This window comes from Staphylococcus sp. acrmy, from assembly GCF_022690565.1.
In the GTDB taxonomy this organism is placed as follows: Bacteria; Bacillota; Bacilli; order Staphylococcales; family Staphylococcaceae; genus Staphylococcus; species Staphylococcus caledonicus.
The window spans coordinates 236,128-256,569 of record NZ_JALCVE010000002.1; the positions used below are offsets into that span (position 1 = coordinate 236,128).

Annotated in this window: 19 protein-coding genes; 8 read left to right on the forward strand and 11 right to left on the reverse strand. The window is 34.7% G+C overall.

The window, feature by feature from the left end:
• Window positions 1–15: 15 nt before the first annotated feature.
• From purN to purE, 9 genes are read right to left on the reverse strand one after another with little or no spacing between them, the layout of a single operon-like run.
• Entirely contained in the window at window positions 16–582 is a 567-nt protein-coding gene (gene purN, locus FH144_RS02905) for a phosphoribosylglycinamide formyltransferase (protein WP_242313582.1), read from the reverse strand.
• A complete protein-coding gene (purM, locus tag FH144_RS02910; RefSeq protein ID WP_242313583.1) occupies window positions 582–1,613 on the reverse strand; it encodes a phosphoribosylformylglycinamidine cyclo-ligase in 1,032 nt (343 codons plus the stop codon). Before purM ends, purN begins: the two co-directional genes overlap by 1 nt.
• Entirely contained in the window at window positions 1,606–3,090 is a 1,485-nt protein-coding gene (gene purF / locus FH144_RS02915) for an amidophosphoribosyltransferase (RefSeq protein ID WP_242313584.1), read from the reverse strand. Before purF ends, purM begins: the two co-directional genes overlap by 8 nt.
• A complete protein-coding gene (purL, locus tag FH144_RS02920) occupies window positions 3,069–5,258 on the reverse strand; it encodes a phosphoribosylformylglycinamidine synthase subunit PurL (protein WP_242313585.1) in 2,190 nt (729 codons plus the stop codon). Before purL ends, purF begins: the two co-directional genes overlap by 22 nt.
• Window positions 5,251–5,922: a phosphoribosylformylglycinamidine synthase subunit PurQ gene (purQ, locus tag FH144_RS02925; protein WP_242313586.1), complete on the reverse strand. Its 672-nt coding sequence runs from the start codon at window positions 5,920–5,922 to the stop codon at window positions 5,251–5,253. The genes purL and purQ overlap by 8 nt, the downstream gene beginning before the upstream one ends.
• A gap of 1 nt (window position 5,923) precedes the next feature.
• On the reverse strand, window positions 5,924–6,184 hold the full coding sequence (gene purS, locus FH144_RS02930) for a phosphoribosylformylglycinamidine synthase subunit PurS (RefSeq protein WP_103166758.1): 261 nt from the start codon (window positions 6,182–6,184) through the stop codon (window positions 5,924–5,926).
• A complete protein-coding gene (gene purC, locus FH144_RS02935) occupies window positions 6,184–6,888 on the reverse strand; it encodes a phosphoribosylaminoimidazolesuccinocarboxamide synthase (RefSeq protein WP_242313587.1) in 705 nt (234 codons plus the stop codon). Before purC ends, purS begins: the two co-directional genes overlap by 1 nt.
• A gap of 3 nt (window positions 6,889–6,891) precedes the next feature.
• Window positions 6,892–8,016, reverse strand: a complete 1,125-nt coding sequence (gene purK / locus FH144_RS02940) for a 5-(carboxyamino)imidazole ribonucleotide synthase (RefSeq protein ID WP_242313588.1) — start codon at window positions 8,014–8,016, stop codon at window positions 6,892–6,894.
• Window positions 8,003–8,485: a 5-(carboxyamino)imidazole ribonucleotide mutase gene (gene purE / locus FH144_RS02945; protein WP_242313589.1), complete on the reverse strand. Its 483-nt coding sequence runs from the start codon at window positions 8,483–8,485 to the stop codon at window positions 8,003–8,005. Before purE ends, purK begins: the two co-directional genes overlap by 14 nt.
• A 211-nt stretch (window positions 8,486–8,696) precedes the next feature.
• On the opposite strand from purE, the gene folD reads away from it, so the two are divergent.
• A complete protein-coding gene (folD, locus tag FH144_RS02950) occupies window positions 8,697–9,554 on the forward strand; it encodes a bifunctional methylenetetrahydrofolate dehydrogenase/methenyltetrahydrofolate cyclohydrolase FolD (RefSeq protein ID WP_242313590.1) in 858 nt (285 codons plus the stop codon).
• 541 nt (window positions 9,555–10,095) lie between these two features.
• Here folD and FH144_RS02955 read toward each other — a convergent pair.
• A complete protein-coding gene (locus tag FH144_RS02955) occupies window positions 10,096–11,241 on the reverse strand; it encodes a globin domain-containing protein (protein ID WP_242313591.1) in 1,146 nt (381 codons plus the stop codon).
• A gap of 258 nt (window positions 11,242–11,499) precedes the next feature.
• Between FH144_RS02955 and FH144_RS02960 the strand changes: the two genes are divergently transcribed.
• The 6 genes from FH144_RS02960 to rihC all read left to right on the forward strand — a co-directional run bounded on the left by FH144_RS02960 (window position 11,500) and on the right by rihC (window position 17,423).
• A complete protein-coding gene (locus FH144_RS02960) occupies window positions 11,500–11,817 on the forward strand; it encodes a DUF5011 domain-containing protein (protein WP_107506857.1) in 318 nt (105 codons plus the stop codon).
• A 574-nt stretch (window positions 11,818–12,391) separates the two neighbouring features.
• Window positions 12,392–13,516: a cytochrome aa3 quinol oxidase subunit II gene (gene qoxA, locus FH144_RS02965; RefSeq protein WP_242313592.1), complete on the forward strand. Its 1,125-nt coding sequence runs from the start codon at window positions 12,392–12,394 to the stop codon at window positions 13,514–13,516.
• On the forward strand, window positions 13,516–15,504 hold the full coding sequence (gene qoxB, locus FH144_RS02970) for a cytochrome aa3 quinol oxidase subunit I (protein ID WP_242313593.1): 1,989 nt from the start codon (window positions 13,516–13,518) through the stop codon (window positions 15,502–15,504). Before qoxA ends, qoxB begins: the two co-directional genes overlap by 1 nt.
• Window positions 15,494–16,099 (forward strand): cytochrome aa3 quinol oxidase subunit III, encoded by a 606-nt coding sequence (gene qoxC, locus FH144_RS02975; protein ID WP_107506860.1) that lies wholly within the window; start codon window positions 15,494–15,496, stop codon window positions 16,097–16,099. The genes qoxB and qoxC overlap by 11 nt, the downstream gene beginning before the upstream one ends.
• Window positions 16,096–16,386: a cytochrome aa3 quinol oxidase subunit IV gene (gene qoxD / locus FH144_RS02980; protein WP_103166768.1), complete on the forward strand. Its 291-nt coding sequence runs from the start codon at window positions 16,096–16,098 to the stop codon at window positions 16,384–16,386. The genes qoxC and qoxD overlap by 4 nt, the downstream gene beginning before the upstream one ends.
• 131 nt (window positions 16,387–16,517) lie before the next feature.
• The gene (gene rihC, locus FH144_RS02985) at window positions 16,518–17,423 is read left to right on the forward strand and encodes a ribonucleoside hydrolase RihC (RefSeq protein ID WP_242313594.1); all 906 of its coding nucleotides are present in this window, start codon (window positions 16,518–16,520) and stop codon (window positions 17,421–17,423) included.
• A gap of 79 nt (window positions 17,424–17,502) precedes the next feature.
• Here rihC and FH144_RS02990 read toward each other — a convergent pair whose 3' ends face one another.
• Window positions 17,503–18,678 (reverse strand): serine hydrolase domain-containing protein, encoded by a 1,176-nt coding sequence (locus FH144_RS02990; protein ID WP_242313595.1) that lies wholly within the window; start codon window positions 18,676–18,678, stop codon window positions 17,503–17,505.
• A 489-nt stretch (window positions 18,679–19,167) separates the two neighbouring features.
• Here FH144_RS02990 and FH144_RS02995 point away from each other — a divergent pair, with 489 nt between their 5' ends.
• Window positions 19,168–20,442: an LCP family protein gene (locus FH144_RS02995; protein WP_242313596.1), complete on the forward strand. Its 1,275-nt coding sequence runs from the start codon at window positions 19,168–19,170 to the stop codon at window positions 20,440–20,442.

Consider the following 20,442-nt stretch of genomic DNA (forward strand, 5'->3'; position numbering starts at 1 on the left):
GATTAACTTAACTCCTTATTTAATAATCTTAGCTATCACACTAGGATAAAGTTCATATTCTAAATGTTTTACACGGTCTTCCAAATCTTCCTTGGTATCGTCCTTTTTAATTTCACATTGTCGTTGTTCAATTATTTCTCCCGTATCCATCCCACTATCAACATAATGGACTGTTGAACCAGTGATACTATCGCCACTGTTAAATGCTTGTCCAATCGCATCTTTCCCCTTATATTTTGGCAATAATGATGGGTGGATATTTAAAATTTTACCTTCGTAAGCATCAAGTAAGTCAGGTCCAATTAATCTCATGTAACCAGCTAATATAATCCATTCAACCTCATCACGCTCTAACAATTGAATTAAATGGCGTTCATATTCAGCTTTAGATGCGAAGCTCTTTGGCTCATTTACATGAACCGCAACCTTTAATTTTTTAGCACGCTCAATACAATATGCGTCATGATGGTCTGTGTATAATGCAGTAATCTCAATATTATTAAGTTCACCTTTATCGGCACGTTGTACAATATTTTCAAAATTACTACCCGAACCGGAAGCGAAGATAGCTACTTTAGCCACTATTCTACCCCCTCTAAGATAATAGGTGTGTCTTGGTTAGCTATAACGTCACCAATTTTATAAGCTGAGATGCCTTGTTGTTTCAAGATTTCAATTGCTTGTTTAACATCTTTCTGTTCTACGATAACTGTATAGCCAATACCCATATTAAAGACGTTATACATTTCATCTGTTTGTATTTGGGCTTGTTGTTGTAACCAATCGAATACTTTTGGTGTAGGGAATGATTGTGTATCAATCTTCGCTGTTAACCCTTCAGGTAAGCCACGTGGAATATTCTCGTAGAAGCCGCCTCCAGTAATATGGTTCATGCCTTTAATTTGGACAGCCTTTTTCAAAGCAAGAATAGGCTTAACATATAATTGGGTTGGAGCTAAAAATGTCTCTAAATAAGTACGGCCATCGAAAGTTTCATTTAAATTAATGCCTGATTCTTTAATCAATTTACGTACGAGGCTGTAACCGTTTGAATGGATACCGTTTGAAACGAGACCAATGATAGCTTGACCTTCTTCGATAGCCGAGCCATCAATATAGTCTGCTTTCTCAACGGCTCCTACCGCAAATCCAGCTAAGTCGTATTCGCCTTCATGATACATTTCGCCCATTTCAGCCGTTTCTCCACCAATAAGAGCAGTATTGGTTTCTTCACAACCATCGCTAATGCCTTTAACAATCTGTTCAATAACTTCTGGAACTACTTTATTAGTAGCAATATAATCTAAGAAATATAATGGTTCAGCACCCGTAGTAAGAATATCGTTAACGCACATGGCAACGGCATCGATGCCAATAGTGTCATGTTTATCATGATCGATAGCGAGTTTTAATTTAGTACCGACGCCATCTGTTCCTGAAACAAGGACTGGTGCAGTCATGTTAAGTTGTGACAAATCAAATGTCGCACCAAAGCCACCTAACCCACCTAATACTTCTTTGCGCATTGTGCGTTGTACGTGACTAGACATTCTTTCAACTGCTTCGTAACCTGCGTGAATATCAACACCTGATTGTTCATAAGCTTTAGACATGGATATTACCCTCTCTATCAAAGTAGTGTTTGTGATTCTCGATATAATCTTTTTGACGTTGACTTAAATTTTTATAATAATTTTCTTCATAATCAAACAGTCCTGCTGGATAGTCACCAGTAAAGCTTTCTACGCATAAGCCACTATAAGGCGAGTCATAATCTAACCCGATTGATTCGATAAGACCCTCTACACTTAAGTAGGCTAATGAGTCTGCTCCGATGTAGTCGCAAATTTCTTCTGGTGATTTACTTGCAGAAATGAGTTCTGCAGTCGTGGACACGTCTATACCATAAAAACTTGGGAACATGAATTCTGGTGAAGCGATACGTACGTGAACTTCTTTAGCGCCAGAATCTTTTAACATTCTGACAATACGTTTACTTGTAGTTCCACGTACAATTGAATCATCCACTAAGATAATATTTTTTCCGTCCACGATATCTTTAACAGCAGACAATTTCACGCGTACCCCTTGTTCACGTAATCCTTGTGTCGGTTGTATAAATGTTCGTGCTACATACTGATTTTTTACTAATCCCATTTCATAAGGTAGTTTAATTTCTTCCGCATAGCCACTAGCAGCAGATAAGGAAGAATTAGGAACGCCAATAACCATATCGGCTTTGGCTGGGCTTTCTTGTGCTAATTTTTTACCTGAGGCTTTACGTACGGCGTGAACATTTTTCCCAGCAATAGTAGAGTCAGGTCGTGCAAAGTAAATATATTCCATAGCTGAAATAGCTGTATTTGTATGGCTTGTATAAGATTTAACTTCTATTCCATCATTGTTAATAATGACGTATTCACCTGCATGGATATCTTGGACATACTCAGCACCTAAGACGTCGATAGCGCATGTTTCACTTGCTAAGATGTAAGTGCCGTTTTGCATCTTACCAACTACTAATGGACGAATAGCATTAGGATCTACCGCGCCATATAATGCGTCTTTTGTTAAAATCGCAAATGTGAAGCCACCTCTAATTTGTCTCAAGCTTTCTTTTAAAGCTTCTTCAAATGTTGGTGCTTTACTACGGCGAATTAAGTGCATAATAACTTCAGTATCTGAAGAAGAGTGGAAGATGGCTCCATGTTTTTCCAAATATTGACGTAATGATTTAGCATTAATTAAGTTTCCATTATGACAAATGGCAACACTCATATCATAAAAATGATAAAAGAATGGTTGAATATTCTCGATGCCTTTATTACCTGAAGTCGCGTAACGCACATGTCCAATAGCGTTATGATCACTTTTAAGACGTTCCATTTGAACTTCTTTAATTGCTTCAGTCAATAATCCAAGACCGCGTTCTCCTTTTAATGTTTCACCCTCTGACACGACAATACCCGCGCCTTCTTGGCCACGATGTTGTAAGCTATGAAGTCCCATATAAGTGAGTTGGGCTGCTTCAGCGTGATTCCATATTCCAAAAACGCCACATTCTTCGTTTAATCCACTGTAGTTAAACATTGCGCAATTGCTCCTTCCCAATGTTCTTTAATGTCTGAGACTTTTTCAGTAATAGTAGTTTGAGCATTGGTAACTTTAAACTCATCGACGTCTGTTAATTGACCGATTTCAATCGCGTTATCGATATCTAAAGTTTGTCCTTCTTTCACTGCGATAATATAACGTCCTTGAGTCTCACTGAATAGTTGGGCATTTGAAAGGTTTAATTGAGCTTCTATACCAAGGCTATAGTGCGCACTAATACGTGCTAATGTGATTAACAAACCGCCTTTACCTACTGTTTGTACATGTGAAGCTACGCCATTTCTGATAGCTGCTTTAACCGCTTCACCTTTAGCAACTTCATCACTTAAATCAATCGCTTCAAACTCATGATTTACATTGTTATACAATAATTTCTCTATTTGACTTCCTCCAAAGTCATCTTTAGTTTCGCCAACTAAATATAACTTATGGCCTGCTTTAGGGTGGAAATCATTTAAATAATTAATATCTTCAATTAGTCCTACCATGCCGACAACTGGCGTTGGGAAGATTGATGTGCCACGTGTTTCGTTATAGAGTGAAACGTTACCTGAAACTACTGGTGTTTTAAGTACTTCACATGCTTCTGACATTCCTTTAGTCGAATCAATTAACTGTTGATAAATTTCTTTTTTCTCTGGAGAACCATAGTTTAAGCAGTCAGTCATCGCAAGTGGTGTAGCACCTACTGCTATAAGATTACGATATGCTTCAGCAACGACCATTTTTCCACCTTCGTATGGTTGGTTATAAACGTAACGTGCTTCACCATCAATAGTAGAGGCAATCGCTTTGTTTGTACCTTCAACACGTACGACTGATGATTGTAAACCTGGTTTAATTATTGTATTTGCACCCACTTGTTGATCGTATTGTTCATATAGATAGTGTTTAGAAGCAATTGTTGGGTGGACTAATAACTTTTCAAATACATCTTGAACATCAATGGATGAGTAGTCATTCTTAGAAGTATTATATTCTTTATCTTCGCCTTCAAGCACATAGACTGGGGCTTCATCTGCTAAAGATTGTACTGGAATATCCGCAAAAACTTCGCCTTCATATTTAAGAACGAAGCGGTCAGTATTCGTAACTTCACCAATCACGGCACTATCTAATTCGTGTTTTTCAAATAAGTCTAGGAATTTTTGCTCAGTCCCTTTTTCAATAACGAGTAACATTCTTTCTTGTGTTTCAGAAAGCATCATTTCATATGGAGAAATGCCTGGCTCACGTGTTGGAACTTGATCTAAATGTAAGACAAGTCCACTACCACCTTTAGCGGCCATTTCTGATGAAGACGATGTTAAACCTGCAGCACCCATATCTTGAATACCAACTAATTCTTCAAAAGTAATTGCTTCTAAAGTAGCCTCCATTAATTTCTTACCAACGAATGGGTCACCAATTTGAACTGATGGACGTTTACTTTCACTTTCTTCAGTTAATTCTTCCGAAGCAAAGGTTGCACCATGGATACCGTCACGGCCTGTTTTTAATCCTACGTAGATGACTGAGTTACCTTCACCTTTCGCCGTCCCTTTTTGAATCATATCGTGATCAATAACACCCACACACATTGCATTAACTAATGGATTACCGTCATAACGATCATCAAATTCAATCTCACCTGCAGTGGTTGGAATACCGATACAGTTGCCATAGCCACCGATACCACGGACTACACCTCTAAGTAAACGTTGATTTTGTTTTTTCGATAATTCACCAAAGCGAAGACTATTTAATAAGTTGATAGGTCTTGCCCCGATTGAAACGATATCTCTAATAATGCCACCTACACCAGTTGCAGCACCTTGATAAGGTTCGATTGCAGAAGGATGATTATGTGATTCTACTTTAAATACAACGGCTTGTTCATCACCAATATCAACTACACCTGCACCTTCACCTGGGCCCATTAAGACGTGTTCGCCAGTTGTAGGAAATTGCTTTAAGAAAGGTTTAGAATGTTTATAAGAACAGTGCTCGCTCCACATTACTGAGAAGATACCGACTTCTGTAAAGTTAGGTTCTCTTCCCAAAATCGTACATACTTTCTCATATTCTGCATCGCTTAAACCCATATCTTGATATAATTTTTCAAGTTTAATTTCTTCAATACTAGGTTCGATAAACTTAGACATTTTGTTCCCTCCAACTATTAACCATTGCTTCGAATAATTTCACGCCGCTATCTGTGCCAAGAATTGTTTCAAGTGCTCTTTCAGGATGAGGCATCATGCCACACACATTACCTTCCTTGTTTACAATACCGGCAATATGTTCATGTGAGCCGTTCGGATTATCTTCATACGTTAAAATAATTTGGTTATTTTCAACTAACTCGTTATAAACTTCGTCAGTACAGTAGTAATGACCTTCGCCATGTGCCACTGGATAGATAACTATTTCATTTTCTCCATATAAATTAGTGAAAGGAGTTTGATTATTGGCAATTTTTAGACTTTCATTTCTGCTAATAAATAAATGCGTATCATTATGAAGTAAAGCGCCTGGTAACAATCCTATTTCTGTTAAAATTTGGAATCCATTACATACGCCCAATACTGGTTTACCTTCCTTAGCAAGACGTTTCATTTCATTAATAATTGGAGCTACGCTTGCCATTGCGCCTGAACGTAAGTAATCTCCAAATGAGAAACCACCTGGAATTAACACACCATCGAAACCTTCTAAAGACGTTTCTCGATAATCTACATACTCTGCGTCAGCACCTGATTTAATTGCTGCATTATACATATCCCTATCGCAATTGGAACCTGGAAATACGAGAACTGCAAATTTCATTTTATGCATTCTCCTTTTCATCAACGATTTTATAACTATATTCTTCAATAACTGTATTAGCGAATAATTTTTCACTTAGTGTAGTCACAATATTATTAACCGCTTCGTCGGTTGGCTCGTCTACTGTCATATACAACACCTTTCCAACACGAATATCATTCACTTGTTTATAGCCTAAGTCATGTACGGCACGGTTTAACGCTTGTCCTTGAGTATCTAACACCTGTGGTTGTAAAGTGATGTGTAATTCAATCGTTTTCATTATTTAAGATCCTCCAATTTATTTAAAAATGTTTGATATGTGTCTATAAGTGAACCAGTATCATTTCTGTAGACGTCTTTATCGAAGTTAGTATCTGAATATTTATCCCAAATACGACATGTATCAGGTGAAATTTCATCTGCTAATAAGATTTTGCCATCTTGTGTTTTACCAAATTCAACTTTAAAATCAACTAATCGTAATTCCATTTCATCCATTAATTGAGTCAACACTCGATTAATATCTTTAGCCATTAATTTTAATGTTTCTATCTCTTCATCATTAGCAATATGCAAAAGTTTTATATGATCATCAGTAATTAACGGGTCATTTAAATCGTCATTTTTATAGAAAAATTCTACTAGTGGTTCTTCAAATTGTTTGCCCTTTTCAAGACCTAAGCGTTTTGTAATTGAACCTGTAGCAATATTTCTAACTACCACCTCTAATGGAATAATCTTCACTTCTTCAACTAATTGTTCTGTTTCAGAAAGTTGTTTAACAAAATGACTATCTATGTCATTTTTAGCTAAGTAACCAAATATTATGGATGTAATTTGATTATTTAATCGCCCTTTACCTTCCATTTTATCTTTTTTAGCACCGTTGCCTGCAGTCACTTCATCTTTATATTCAACTCTTAATTGGTGTGGTGTATCAGTTGAAAAGATTCTTTTAGCTTTACCTTCATATAATAGAGACATTGATTATTCTCTCCCTTCAAATTGCTTAAGCATTTCATCTTCAGTTGTATTAACATCGTCAGTTAAAATCGTCATATGACCCATTTTGCGATCAGGCTTGCGCTCAGGTTTACCGTATATGTGGACATGCCATTCAGGGTGGTCACTAAACTGTTCTTCTAATAAATCTAAATCTCGTCCAAGCAGATTCATCATAACGGCTGGCTTTAATATTTCAATTGAGCTAGGCAATGTTTGACCAGTTACCGCAAGAATATGTGTATCGAATTGAGAATAATCACATGCTTCTATTGAATAATGACCAGAATTATGAGGTCTTGGTGCGATTTCATTCACATATAAGTGATTAGATTTATCAATGAAAAATTCTACTGTGAATGTGCCTACAAAGTGGACCTTCTCAATGATTTTATTCACTTCTTCTCTTGCTTCTTCTTCCTTGTCACTTCTAGCAGGAACAATCGTTTTAAATAAGATTTGATTGCGATGTTCGTTTTCTTGTAGTGGGAAATAAGTAATTTGATTATGATTACCAATCGTCACTGTTAAAGAAACTTCTTTATCAATATCAAGATAGCGTTCTGCTACGCATTCTTGATGTGCGATAAGTTCTTTAGCTTCGTCAATTAAAGTTTCATCTTTAACTAAGATTTGTCCTTTACCATCATAGCCACCAAAGCGTGTTTTAATAATAAAAGGATAACCAAGTTGATGAATAGATTGATGTAAATCGTCTTCATTTTGCACTGATAAAAATGGAACGATTTTAGAACCTGCTTGTTCTAATGTTTGTTTTTCAGTAAGACGATCTTGCAATAATTGAATCGCTTGATAACCTTGAGGAATATTATATTGTTGCGTTAAATGTTCCAGTTGAGTTGCCGAAATGTTTTCAAATTCATACGTAATTACATCTGACTTTTCGCCAAGTTCTTGAAGCGCATGTTCATCGTCATAGTTAGCAACGATAAAGTCATGTGCTACTGGTCTACATGGACTATCAGGGTTAGGATCTAAACATATTACTTTAAATCCCATTTTCTGAGCGGATTGTGCCATCATCTTACCTAATTGACCTCCGCCAATAATACCTACTGTGTCACCGAACTTTAGCTTATTGAAGTTCATTTTGCATTTCACCTACTTTATCTGAAAGTGATTGTTCATAATTTTCTAAATTTTTACGAACTGATTCATTACTTATGCTTAAAATTCTAGCCGCTAGAATGCCTGCGTTTTTAGCTCCTGCCGTACCAATCGCAGTTGTTGCAACCGGGATACCACCAGGCATTTGAACAATTGATAATAATGAATCCAGTCCTTTTAAGCTTTTAGATTCAATTGGAACACCAATCACAGGTAAAGTTGTCAATGAAGCTACCATACCAGGTAAGTGTGCTGCACCACCTGCTCCAGCAATAATGACATCATACCCATTAGCATGAGCTTCGCTTGCAAAGTCGAACATTAATTTTGGCGTACGATGTGCCGACACGACTTTCTTATCGTACGGAATTTCGAATTGTTCTAACATCTTGCAACTCTCTTGCATTATCATCCAGTCTGAGGAACTGCCCATAATGACCGCTACTTTCACTTTGTACACCCTTTCAAAAGTTTGAAATTTAGATATGATTAGTTGTATATTACAGATATAGCATAACAATCCTTAAAAACTTTTTCAATTAAAAATCGAACTTTATCGATAATTTTTAATCTAATTTACGTCTTTTGGTAAATAATTGACGTGCTGAAAGGTTTAAAGTTAAGCTATAGTTATGAGTTAAACAAACAAGGAGGAATTTTTTGTGGTTGCAAAAATTTTAGATGGGAAACAAATTTCTAAGGACTACAGACAAGGATTACAAGATCAAGTTGAGTCTTTAAAAGAAAAAGGTTATACGCCTAAATTATCTGTTATTTTAGTCGGTAACGATGGCGCTAGCCAAAGTTACGTTAACTCTAAAAAGAAAGCTGCTGAAAAAATCGGCATGATTTCTGAAATTGTACATTTAGATGGAGATACTTCAGAAGAAGATGTACTAAAAGAATTAGAACGTTTAAATAATGATGATTCAGTTAGTGGTATTCTCGTTCAAGTCCCACTTCCTAAACAAGTAAGTGAACAAAAAATCTTAGAAGCTATCAATCCTGAAAAAGATGTTGACGGTTTCCATCCTTCAAATATTGGTAAATTATATATTGATGAACAAACTTTTGTTCCATGTACGCCATTAGGTATTATGGAAATCTTAAAACATGCTGATATTGATTTAGAAGGAAAAAATGCTGTAGTTATTGGACGTAGCCATATTGTTGGTCAACCAGTATCTAAATTATTATTACAAGCCAATGCTACTGTTACTATTTTACATTCACGTACTAAAGATATGCACAGCCATTTAAAAGATGCTGATGTTATTGTCAGTGCAGTAGGACAACCTGGTCTTGTTACTAAAGACGATGTTAAAGAAGGCGCAGTTATCGTAGACGTTGGTAATACTCCAGATGAAAATGGTAAATTAAAAGGCGACGTTGAATTTGACGAAGTAAAAGAAGTTGCTGGCGCTATTACTCCAGTTCCAGGAGGCGTAGGCCCATTAACTATTACAATGGTCTTAAACAATACGTTATTAGCTGAAAAAATGCGTCGTGGAATCGAATAATTGATTAATTATCAATAACAATTCGAATTTTAGAATTTAAATTTTAAAAAAGTCTAGGACATAAATCTCAGAACAATAGCGTAGAGGTAATTCATGATTGAATCACCTCTACGCTTCTCTTTTTATCAATACTTCGTATTGTTTGGCTCCCGTTCCTGGGAGACAACTTCAGCCAGCCCATACTGACGTTTGGGCCCCAGTCTTCAGTTTGTCTTGTTTCCCTAGGAGTCTCGCCTACAATACTACGTTATATATGTGCGTAATTTTACATTAAAACACTTAAAAAATAAGACATTTTCTTATAATTTAATAAAAACTATTAAACTAAATTATCGTACTTTAAATACAAAATTATAATGTTTACCCATAAAAAAGCACCCCATAAAGTTAGATTTTTAGTCCAACTTTTGTGGTGCACATCAAACCCGAGACATAAACATCTTGGGTTCTTTTTACATAACTTTAACTTTAAACATATTAAATCGTAAGTATAGGTTCATTAAATGTCCCTATCTACTTTAACTGTTTATAATCAATTGTTTTAAACTGCTACGCTTAATTTAGGTACAAATGTTTCGTAATGAATATGACTTTGGTCAATATCCATTTCTTTAAGTACTTCAATAACTGATTGTAAGAATTTTGCACCGCCACAAACATATATTTCAGTATCATTTTTAATGAATTCTGCTAGATACTCTTTTGTTAAGTAGCCATTAGTTTCTCTGTCATATAATTTGTAGTCAGAGTTATTATTTTTTTGGTTAATTTCTTTTAAGTGTGAAGTAAATGGTGTGTCATTCACATCTCCTATAACTTGGATGAATTGTGCAGTACTTCCTGCTTCTGTTGCTTCATTAAACATTGATACAAGAGGAGTGACACCTATTCCAGCACCGATGAATAATTGAGGATGTTCTAGATTAGCCCCGCCAAATGGACCTACTGGAGCAGATAAATTAATATCGTCTCCTTCTTTCAACTCATCATGTAAAATAGTTGATACTTCACCTTCGTGATCAGTAGTTACATCTCTTTTAACAGCGAATGTAAGATGTGTTTTATCGCCACTTACGATTGAATAGTGTCGTTTAGCACGATATGGCATTTTCTCACTACTTACGTCTACAGTAATATATTCACCTGGTGTAAATTGGCTTAAATCATATTTATCTGAAGTAACCGTAAATGCTTTAATATCTGAAGATAATTTTTCAATTTTTTCAATTTTAAAAGCTTGGAAACCGTCCCATAGCATATTGCTATAAATATCTTTTTCTACTTGAATAAATACATCAGCAATTTCTTGATAAGCTTTTTTCCAAGTTTGAATAATTGGGTGATCGTCTTCTAGACCTACTACCGCTTTAATTGCTTCGATTAAATTTTCCCCCACTATGTCATAACCAGCTGGTGGTACTTGTAACGCACAGTGTTTATAAGCAATTTCTTTAACTACTGGTAAGATATTGCCAAGATTATCAATATTTACAGCTGCTGCTAACACACTTTGTGCTAAAGCAGTTGACTGAAACCCTTTTTGTTGGTTTGTTTGGTTAAACATATTTTTTAATTCTGGATGTTGTTGAAACATTCTTTTATAAAAATAAGAAGTAATTTCCGTCCCTTTTTCCTGTAATACTGGCACTGTTTCTTTGATTATGCCTTTTTCTTGTTCATTTAACACTTAAACCACTCCCGTTAGTTGTAATTTTCAAATTAACTACTATTTCATTATAATCTCTCATTAAATAACAAGATACATTTTGTTAAAAATTTCACAAAAAGTTCAATTTACATAATCTTAATATATATTTTTCTTTATATCATTTAATTTTCTGAAGTTATACGATATATTAGGACTATAGTATGATGTATAAATTTTAAGAATAAAGTATAGTTTAATTAAACGATTTAACGATTTAAATTTACGGAGGTTAACGTAATGAATAAACTAATACAGTCTCTTTCAGCGCTCGGAGTCTCCGCAACTCTTGTTACCCCTAACTTAAGTGCAGAAGCTACATCTAACCACACTCCTGAACTTAAAGGTGTAAATGACATTGTGATAGAAAAAGGTCAAAACTACAATTTATTAAATGGAATTAGTGCATTCGATAAAGAAGATGGCGATTTAACACATAAAATTACCGTGGATGGACACGTAGATACATCTAAAGTTGGTAAATATGAAGTTAAATATAACGTTATTGATTCAGATGGAGCTAAAGAAACTTCTACTCGATACATAGAAGTCAAATAAAATAACTTTTTAAAGAGGCTGAGCCATTAATATGAAAAATGGTTTAGCCTTTAGTTATGGCAGTAGTTGTCTGAAATGAAGATTCATTCGAGCCTCACTTCCTTCGTTTCTAGTCAACCTTGCCGGGGCGGGACTACGAAATCTTAGAAATTGCATTAGATTTCTGTCCCGCTCCCTAGATTTCTGTCTCACTCCCTAGATTTCTGTCTCACTCCCTAGATTTCTGTCTCACTCCCTAGATTTCTGTCCCGCTCCCTAGATTTCTGTCTCACTCCCTAGATTTTTGTCCCACTCCCTAGATTTCTGTCCTCCCTACCTTTTTTGCTTTCAAACCCCTTGAAAACAGTGAAAATGATAACGTTTCTCAACTATATGCTTATTACCTTTAATTTTGACATTTTTCACAAAATAGACACATAATCTTAACAAATCTTACACTCCCCGTCATTCCTATTGTCATTAGTTTTTTCCTATTTATTAATATAATTTTTTTTCGATAAGTACTTGTAAATATCGCGTAATAAACTAAAATTAGTGATAAGCCCTACATTTGTAGTATTAGGAGGTCAAAAAAGTGTCAAAATTCAAGTCTTTGCTTCTAATGTTCGGCACACTAATTTTACTTAGTGGTTGTTCTAACGTAGAAGTATTCAATGCAAAAGGGCCAGTAGCAAGCAGTCAGAAGTTCTTGATTATCTATTCAATCATCTTCATGCTTGTTATTGTTGCTGTTGTACTTACTATGTTCACTATTTTTATTTTCAAGTATAGCTACAATAAAAACAGTGAATCTGGTAAGATGCACCACAATTCTTTAATAGAAACTATTTGGTTTGTGGTACCAATCATCATCGTTATCGCTTTAGCTATTCCAACAGTTAAAACGTTATACGATTATGAAAAACCGCCTGAAAGTAAAGAAGATCCACTCGTTGTCTACGCAGTAAGTGCTGGGTACAAATGGTTCTTCGCTTATCCAGATGAAAAAATTGAAACAGTTAATACTTTAACTATTCCAAAAAATCGTCCAGTTGTATTTAAATTACAATCTATGGATACGATGACAAGTTTCTGGATTCCTCAATTAGGTGGTCAAAAATATGCCATGACTGGCATGACAATGAATTGGACATTACAAGCCAATGAAACTGGTACTTTCAGAGGACGTAACTCTAACTTCAATGGTGAAGGTTTTGCTCGCCAAACATTTAAAGTTAACTCTGTAAGTGACAGTGATTTCAAATCTTGGGTTAAAGATGCTAAAAGTAAAAAAACTATTAGCCAAGACGAGTTTGATAAACAACTCTTACCAAGTACACCAAATAAAGAATTAACATTTAGTGGTACACACATGGCATTCGTTGACCCTGCAGCTGATCCAGAGTATATCTTCTACGCTTACAAACGTTACAATTATGTTCAAAAAGATCCTAACTTTGTAGCTGAAAAAGATTTATACAAAAATGTTACTGATAAACCTCAGAAACCAGCTCGTAAGGTTCACATTACTAACGCTAACTACGAGCGTCACGGTATGAAGCCAATGATTTTAGGCAACAACGATCCTTACAACAATGAATTCAAGAAAGAAGAAAAACACAATTCTGAGGAAATGCAAAAAATCAGTAAAGAAGCAAAAGACGAAAATGCGTCTAAGCTTCAAAGCAAAGCAAATAATGATCATGGAGGTGGACATTAATGAATTTTCCATGGGATCAATTGCTCGTTAAGGGTAACTGGATGATAACAGCATCTCAAATTGCTGCTCCATTCTTAGTTATCGGTCTTATCGCAGCAATTTCTTATTTCAAATTATGGAAATATCTTTATAAAGAATGGTTCACATCCGTAGACCATAAAAAAATCGGTTTAATGTACTTAATTTGTGCGGTACTAATGTTCGTCCGTGGTGGTATCGATGCATTAATGCTTCGTACTCAATTATCTATTCCAGATAATACATTCTTAGAAGCAAACCACTATAACGAAGTATTTAGTACACACGGCGTTATCATGATTATCTTTATGGCTATGCCTTTCGTTTTTGGTTTATGGAACGTAGTTATTCCATTACAAATTGGGGCTCGAGATGTGGCATTCCCAGTAATGAATAACATTAGCTTCTGGTTATTCTTTGTTGGTATGGTTTTATTCAACCTATCATTTATCATAGGTGGATCACCAGCAGCTGGTTGGACAAACTACGCACCATTAGCTGGTGAATTTAGTCCTGGACCAGGAGTTAACTATTACTTAGTCGCAATTCAGATTTCCGGTATTGGTACCTTAATGACTGGTATCAACTTCTTTGTAACAATACTTAGATGTAAAACACCGACAATGAAATTTATGCAAATGTCAATGTTTACTGTAACAACATTTATTACGACTTTAATCGTAATTCTTGCATTCCCAGTATTCACAGTTGTTCTTGCTTTAATGACAGCTGATAGAGTATTCGGAACTCATTTCTTTACAGTAGCAGACGGCGGTATGCCAATGTTATGGGCAAACTTCTTCTGGGTATGGGGGCACCCTGAAGTATATATCGTTATCTTGCCTGCATTTGGTATTTATTCAGAAATTATTCCAACATTTGCTCGTAAACGTCTATTCGGACACCAAAGTATGGTATGGGCAACTGCTGGTATCGCATTCTTAAGTTTCTTAGTTTGGGTTCACCATTTCTTCACAATGGGTAATGGTGCATTAATTAACTCATTCTTCTCTATCTCAACTATGTTAATCGGTGTTCCTACCGGAGTTAAATTATTTAACTGGTTATTAACATTGTACAAAGGGCGTATTACTTTCGAGTCACCTATGCTATTCTCATTAGCCTTTATCCCTAACTTCCTATTAGGTGGGGTTACAGGTGTCATGTTAGCGATGGCATCAGCTGACTATCAATATCACAACACTTATTTCTTAGTAGCTCACTTCCACTACACATTGGTTACTGGTGTAGTATTTGCCTGTCTAGCAGGTTTAATCTTCTGGTATCCTAAGATGATGGGTTACAAGTTAAATGAAAAATTAAACGCTTGGTGTTTCTGGTTATTCATGATCGGATTTAACGTATGTTTCTTACCACAATTCGTTCTTGGATTAGACGGTATGCCACGTCGTTTATACACTTACATGCCATCAGATGGTTGGTGGTTACTAAACGTTATCTCAACTATCGGTGCATTATTAATGGGACTTGGCTTCCTATTCTTAGTAGCAAGCATTGTTTACAGTCATATCAAAGCTCCACGTGAAGCTACTGGAGATAACTGGGATGGCTTAGGACGTACTTTAGAGTGGTCAACTGCTTCAGCAATTCCACCTAAATACAACTTCGCTATTACACCAGATTGGAATGACTACGACACATTTGTTGATATGAAAGAACATGGTCGTCACTTCTTAGACAACCACAATTACAAAGACATTCATATGCCTAACAATACACACACTGGTGTGTTCATGGGTATATTCATGTTACTTGGTGGTTTCTTCTTAATCTTTGAATCAATTATTCCATTCTTAGTTTGCCTAGCCGGCATCTTTGGATCATTAATTTATCAAAGTTTCGTTCAAGATCATGGTTATCATATCCCTGCTTCTGAAGTTGCTGAAAATGAAGCTCGTTTAAGAGAAGCTCGTATTAAAGAAAGGGAGGCTGTAAGTCATGAGTCATGATACAAATACTGTTGATTCACGTACGCATGAAGGTCAATTAAATAAACTTGGCTTTTGGATTTTCCTTACAGCCGAATTTGCGTTATTCGGTACCCTGTTCGCAACGTTATTAACGTTGCAACATGGTGGCGACTACGCTGGCAAAATGACTACAGAATTATTCGAGTTACCACTTGTTTTAATTATGACATTTGCCTTATTAATTAGTTCTTACACTTGTGGTATTGCAATTTACTACATGCGTAAAGAAAAACAAAACTTAATGATGATTTGGATGATTCTTACAGTTCTTTTAGGTTTAGTGTTCGTAGGATTCGAAATTTACGAGTTCGCACACTATGCATCTGAAGGCGTAACACCTAAAATTGGATCATATTGGTCTAGTTTCTTCATCCTATTAGGTACTCACGGTGCCCACGTATCATTAGGTATTGTATGGATTATTTGTTTATTAATCCAAGTTGCAACACGTGGATTAAATAAATTTAATGCTCCAAAATTATTTATTGTTAGCTTATACTGGCACTTCTTAGATGTTGTTTGGATCTTCATCTTCACTGCCGTATATATGATAGGGATGGTGTATAGCGGATGAATACAATCGTAAAACATACAGTTGGCTTTATTGCCTCAATCGTCTTGACGCTATTAGCAGTTTTCGTAACTCTATATACAAACATGACATTCCAAGCTAAAACAACAATTATTTTTGGTTTTGCATTCATTCAAGCTGCAGTTCAATTATTAATGTTCATGCACTTAACTGAAGGTAAAGATGGTCGCTTACAATCATTCAAAGTTATTTTCGCGATTATCATCACTTTAATAACTGTTATCGGTACTTATTGGGTTATGCAAGGTGGACACTCTCACCACTTATAATTCAATAAAGACCTTAATCAAAAAAACCTGCATTGAAACTGAGTTCAGTTTCATGTAGGTTTTTTATTTTGCTATTATAGTGATATAAACTGTAAACTAATCAAGCTTTCACTCTTAAAGGAGGATATTAAATGACTTTACCTATTATAATTGATACCGATCCTGGCATTGACGATGCAGCTGCGCTTAGCGTAGCCCTCAATCATCCCTACTTTGATGTGCGTATGATATCAACTGTTAATGGTAATGTTGATATTGATAAAACCACAGCAAACGCTTTAAAGTTAAAGGCTTTCTTTAATAGCGACGTTCCTGTGCATAAAGGCGCTTCTAAGCCATTACTTTCTCCTATAAAAGGAGCTAGCCATGTGCATGGAGAAAGTGGCATGGATGGTTATGATTTCCCTGCCATTTCTAATGACCATTTATCTTCATCCCATGCTATAGAAGCCATGCGTGACACCTTGATTAATGCTGAAAAACCTATAACTATAATTGCTTTAGGCCCTTTAACTAATCTCGCTCTACTTCTAAACACTTATCCTGAAACCAAACAGTACATTAAAGACATTATTTTAATGGGTGGCAGTACAGGCCGTGGAAATGTTACACCGCTTGCAGAATTTAACTTTCATTGCGATCCAGAAGCAGCTCATATTGTATTTAACTCTGGACTATCTATCATGATGATTGGCTTAGATTTAGCTCGTCAATCCCTATTAACCCATGATTTTCTTGCAACTTTTGAAAATTTGAATGACACAAGTGCAATGTTATTTCAAATTTTCCAACATTATCGAGAAGAAGATTTTGACAAGGGTCTGAAATTATATGATGTGTTTACAATGTTATATCTTCTAGAGCCAACAAGTTATGAAGTTAAAGAAGCTAACGTTCAAATTGAATTACAAGGTAGCTTAACACGTGGTGCTTCAGTAGTTGATTTCAAATCTACTAGGCCAAATTGTAATGTGGTGATGGCTAGTTTAAATGATAACTATAAAAATGTATTTTTAGAGGCATTAAGGGAGCGATAACTAAATAAAGTCGAGGCTAGAACATGTACGTTTACGCTCTGTAAAGGTAGTTAAATATGTTCTAATCTCGACTTTGTATTTAATAATTAATATATACGTGTTGGCCAAGTAGATGATGATAAATATAGGAAATCACTTTTTCATTTGAACCTTTTGATCTATCGACTTTATTTGATGCCACTACTACTACGTATTGTTGGTTAAAATACACAGTAAATGTTTGTCCGAAAAACACTCCGTTAATACGATCATATTGTGGTGTAACGTAAAATCCGTAACGATAAGCTTCTGGATAAGCGGTACTTCCAAACACTTGAAGTAATGGTGTAGTGATACTCTGTTTAAATATTTTATTATGTTGCAAATGATTTACTAATTTAACCATATCATGCGTAGTCATGTATAAGTTTCCAGCGCCATAATATTGATCTAAAATATTAGGTTTTGTTCGCTTAATTTTATTTTTAACTACTTTATAGCCTGTAGCCATATTATGTTTATAAGCTTTTTCATTAAAGAAAGCACTATGTTCTAGCTTATAAGGCTGTCCAATTCGTTCATAATAGTTTTGCGTATAAGATTTATGTGTAACCACTTCAATAACTTGAGCAAGTACAAGATAATTCGCATCATTATAAAAATGTTTATGATAGTATTGATCATTTATACCTTTATGTTGAATATCATGAACTGCCCCATTCAGACTTTTAGTTTTAGGATTAGCTTTAAATTTGTATAACCCGCTTCTATGTAACATTAAATCTTTTAGCGTGATGGGTTCGGATGTTTTAAACCACGGCAAGTATTTAGTAACATCATCATTAATGTTGATCTTATGTTCAATTTCAAGTTTCTTCAATATGAGTCCAGTCGCAAATTTTTGTGCCGATCCAATTAAATACATAGTGTTTGGGCTATTCTTTTTACCACTCTTTATATTTTGACAGCCCCACCCTTTATCTAACATTAACTGACCATTTTTAAGAATAGTTACTGAACCGTTAAAATGAATATTATTTAAATATGTATCAACATTTTTGATATTGAGATCATTAGCTTCAACCTCTTTTAAGTTACTAGGTTTATGATTCGTTTTATTTCGTTTTTCAAGATAGATTTTATTCACATTTGTCTTCTCATATCCGTTTATTCTATTCACATAATTAGTAACTTTAATACCTACTAAAATAATTGATAATATGATTACAATTAGCACTAGTACGAGTACTAAAATTTCAGATTTACTTTTTTTCATGCGCTTCCTCTTAATTCATAATAGAAAGTTTATTGATCTCCCTATTATTCTATCTACTCATAATTTTTATTCATTTAATATTGTATAATATATGATAAATGAATTCATCTTTTAAATATCATACTCTATTTTAAAAATAATACATCATCCTTTAGTACGATAAAGGGAATAATTTTATTAATTTAAAACATTTAAATACATAGTTAGTACTATTTTATTCTCTGCCCCTTTGTATTAGAATTAAAGTTGTGTATTTCGACAAAAAGTAATACAATTTAAGGCTATGAGAGTATAGTACTTTCAAATTGTAATTAAGAGTTAACTACAACAACCATTAGATACTGCACATTACGATAAAATCGATTCTGATATTTTAAAATAGAAGTATTTGAAACGTTAAACGTTTATATTCAAATTCTAAACATTTTAATTCAAACTCTATTTAAATTTCAAAGTCTAATCAATATTTTAAATATAGGAGCACAAGCTATGAACCGTTTTTTAAAGTACTTTATGATGTTATTAACGCTAGTTCTTATAGTGATTCCTGTAATTTTTATCATCAATTTATACCATACTTCTGAAAATGCGATGCAAGCATCATATGATAAATCTGATGCAAAGCGTCAATCTAATATTAGAGAAGGCAAAGTTGACCCTTCTAAAGATGCAGTTTCAATTTTATTTTTAGGTATTGATGACAATGAAGGCCGTCGTGAGAATGGTCAAACTACAGAACATTCAAGAACTGATTCAATGATTCTTTCTACCTTTAGCCCGGAGAAACGTCAAATACGATTGCTAAGTATTCCTCGAGATACAATTAGCTATATTCCAAAGGTTGGCTATTACGACAAGATTACTCATGCTCATGCCTATGGTGGCCCTACTGCAGCTATGGACTCTGTAGAAGCTACACTTAATGTGCCAGTTGATTACTATGTGCGCGTTAATATGGAAGCATTCGTTAAAGCCGTAGATGAACTTGGTGGCATTTATTACGATGTACCTTATAACTTAAACGAACCTAATACGGATGACAGCGGAAGAATTAAAATTAAAAAAGGTTATCAAAAATTAAATGGAGATGAAGCATTAGCAGTGGCAAGAACACGTCACCATGACTCAGATCTTAAACGTGGTGAACGCCAAATGGACTTAATTAAACTACTTTTCAAAAAAGCAAAAAGCTTAGATTCATATAATAAGTTAGATAATCTAGTAGAAATTGTAGGCGACAATGCCAAACATAACTTAAGTACTGATGAAATTAAATCATTAGCATCAATGTATTTATCAGATGATATTGAGTTTAAAACTTCTCAGCTTAAAGGTAAAAATGATTATTTAGATGAAATTTATTACTATAATCCAAGTGTAAGTAGTATTATGAAATATTCAAATATATTGCGTTCTGATTTAGGACTATCTAAAATAAAAGATAAGAATGAATATCTAGATCACCGAGTGATTAAACACTATGGTTCATTAGTACCATTAACACCACTTGACCAATCACTTTTAAAACATAATCAAAACGATTCTTCAACTAGTGAAGATGAAGGTGACGAGTCTGAGGATGAAAATGCTTCAAACTCTAATGGTGCAAGTACAACATCTGAAGATCAAACTAATCAAGATGGTACTGGAAATGCTAATAGTGAGCAGTATCAAAACGACCAAAATAACCAATATAATAATAACGAAGACTTTAACAATTCAAGTATGATGAATAATCAAAATCAACCTAACCAGTTATACTAA